This window comes from Campylobacter concisus (genome assembly GCF_902460625.1).
GTDB classification, from domain to species: Bacteria; Campylobacterota; Campylobacteria; order Campylobacterales; family Campylobacteraceae; genus Campylobacter_A; species Campylobacter_A concisus_AD.
Genome location: NZ_CABPUT010000025.1, coordinates 1 through 2,166, shown reverse-complemented (window position 1 = coordinate 2,166; position 2,166 = coordinate 1). Strand labels below are relative to the sequence as shown.

Annotated in this window: 1 protein-coding gene and 1 pseudogene; both read right to left on the bottom strand. The window is 32.2% G+C overall.

The window, feature by feature from the left end:
- Positions 1–158 precede the first annotated feature (158 nt).
- The gene (locus F3G69_RS09675) at positions 159–683 is read right to left on the bottom strand and encodes a methyl-accepting chemotaxis protein (protein WP_410470301.1); all 525 of its coding nucleotides are present in this window, start codon (positions 681–683) and stop codon (positions 159–161) included.
- Between the two features lie 627 nt (positions 684–1,310).
- Positions 1,311–2,081, bottom strand: a pseudogene (locus tag F3G69_RS09670) (cache domain-containing protein); the annotation flags it as partial.
- Between the last annotated feature and the right edge of the window lie 85 nt (positions 2,082–2,166).

Below are 2,166 nucleotides of genomic sequence, written 5' to 3'. Positions count from 1 at the left end.
TATCACTATAAAGCTATAAATATTAGATAATTTTTAAAAATTTTATTATATTTATAAAACAAAAAATAATTTTAAGATTAGAGATAAAAAGGAGTTATTTTCATCCTCAAATTTTGAGGATGAAATATTAATGAAATTTTAAATATCAAGCCGCAAGGTTAAAATTTATTCTTTTTAACATCAGCTACTATTGTCTTAGCCATTTGATCGATTTGGGCGGTGATTTCATTCGTTGAGCTCACGATATCAACATTTTGCTTTGTAATGCTATCTATCTGGCTTACACTTTGATTTATCATATTTATGCCTTCGCTTTGCTCTCTGATGCTCTCACTCATCTCGTTAATGCTTTGAGTAAGTATATTTGCATTAGTTTCGATCTCACCAAGTGATTTTTGAGTTCGTTCAGCTAGTTTTCTAACTTCATCCGCAACTACAGCAAAACCTCGTCCATGCTCACCAGCACGCGCTGCCTCGATAGCAGCGTTTAGAGCAAGTAGATTGGTTTGATCAGCTATATCTCTAATAATAACGATGATATTTTTAATCTCTTCAGATTGTTTTATAACATCTACAGTCTTTTGACTAATTGCGCTCATCGAGCTACTCATTTGTTCGATCGCAGCAGCACTTTCTTGGAGAAAATTTGCTTGTGTGCTAGCACCTTGAGTTACTTGCTTCATTGATGCATCTAAATTTTTGGCTTTTTCTTCTAAGAATTGTGCTTGTTTTAAGTTAAACGCAAGCATATTAGCTATCTCTTCGCCAAGCTCATTTGTTACTAGTTCGACATTTCCTTTGGCGTCCAAAATTCTTGAAGTAAAATCAGAATTTCTAAAATCATTAAAAGTTTTTTGGATCATATTTAAATCGCTACCAACTCTTTTCTCCAAAACATCTAGCATTTTATTTAAGACATCTTTTAATTCAATTAGTTTTGGATTAGCTGGAACATCTACTATTCTTGCTTTTAAATTTCCATTTTCTATCGCCTTTGCAGTCTCAACAGATTGAGATACCACTCTAGAGTCTTGATCGGCATTGTCAAAAATTTTAGCAATATTATCATTTATTAGTTTGCTCATTACGCCAAATTCATCTTTTGTTGCTACCTTTGAAACAACTGGCTCTTTTATCTCGAAATTTAAAAATCTAAAGAAACTAACCAAAGCATCTGTAATAGTTTTAATAGGATTAAGCGATCTTTTTAGCAAGAAATATACAAACGCAGACAAGACAACTATAAATATAAAGGCTAAAATAATCTGAACTTTTAAAATAGGCAAAGTATGCGAGCTAAAGATATTTTGATCCATTGCTGTTATTGCCAACCAACCTTTGTCATTTATCTCTAACATATAAGCATAGACATCTTCGCCTTTTGTATTTTTATATGCTATCAATCCATTTTCATCAAATTTCTTTTCATTATATTGTTTTATTAGACTCTTTGCGATCTCGTGAGGTTTGCCGACTAATTCTTTATTTGGGTGCATTATAACGTTGCCATTTTGATCTGTAACAAAAGCATAGCTGTATTCAGTTTTACTGATTTGCGATATATTATTGCTCAACTCCTCAATAGATGCATCTATGCCCGTAACTCCAATATTTTTAATAGGTGCAGCAAAGGTTATAACCATAGCATTTAATGAAGCTGCCATATATGGATCAGTATATATCGGTTTATTCTCGGCTTTAGCTTGTTTATACCATCCTCTAACTCTTGGGTCATATCCAGCTTTATTTTGCCCATTTGATCTAAACATAGACCCATCCTCATATCCAGCGTAAACAAGAGTGATCTCTTTTCCAGATATAGCTTTTGCTTGAGATAAAGCTAAATTTATACCATCAGCATTCATCGAGCCATCACTTTTCTCGCTTATCTTACTGAGAGTCTCAGCCATTTTCTCTATAGCATACTGATTATTGGTAAAAAAGCTATTTAGTGTGATTTTCACATCTTTTAAGATTTGCTTTTGAGTTTGTATTACTAACTCAATGGCTTTATCATGAGCTGTGTTATAGCTAGCTAAAGATATTAGCGAGAATGATATGAATAATGCCAGTATGAGCATTAAAGATATTTTGTTTGCAATTGAGCGCATTTACTTTCCTTTTACAAAAAATTAAGATACGATTTTATATTTTTTTATATTAAAT